A 352-nucleotide genomic window follows, 5' to 3' on the forward strand; every position below is an offset into this window, starting at 1 on the left:
CATCGAAGCCGACGCAGGCTTTCAAACACTACCAGATGGTCCTGGCTGCACGCATAGCGGAGATCGAGAAACGCGACCGGCCGCCCGAGCCCGGCGATGACATCCTGCTCTCCGTGATCACCGATGAAACCAATGCTGCGATCGACCTGCGGCTGGTCGACGCCGACAATGACAATGAGGCGGACAATAAGCTCAACGCCCTCATCTCGAACGCCTTCAATATCTGGAAAGCGACGGCGGGTAACGCCTATCTTCGTCATGACGGCAAGCCTTTCGAAATGCCTGGCGCCGCGCAGATGATCTTCAGCGATCTCGGCACGATCAGCGTCGAGAAGAGCAGGGGCTTTTCCGC

The 352-nt window shown here is 58.8% G+C and carries 1 protein-coding gene; it reads left to right on the plus strand.

Features of this window, described 5'->3' with window-relative positions:
- Nucleotides 1–352 (plus strand): hypothetical protein (locus CEV33_RS00140; RefSeq protein WP_141211505.1); only part of this gene is annotated, 352 nt, incomplete at both ends.

Origin of the sequence: Brucella grignonensis (assembly GCF_002252505.1) — a bacterium.
Classification (GTDB): domain Bacteria; phylum Pseudomonadota; class Alphaproteobacteria; order Rhizobiales; family Rhizobiaceae; genus Brucella; species Brucella grignonensis.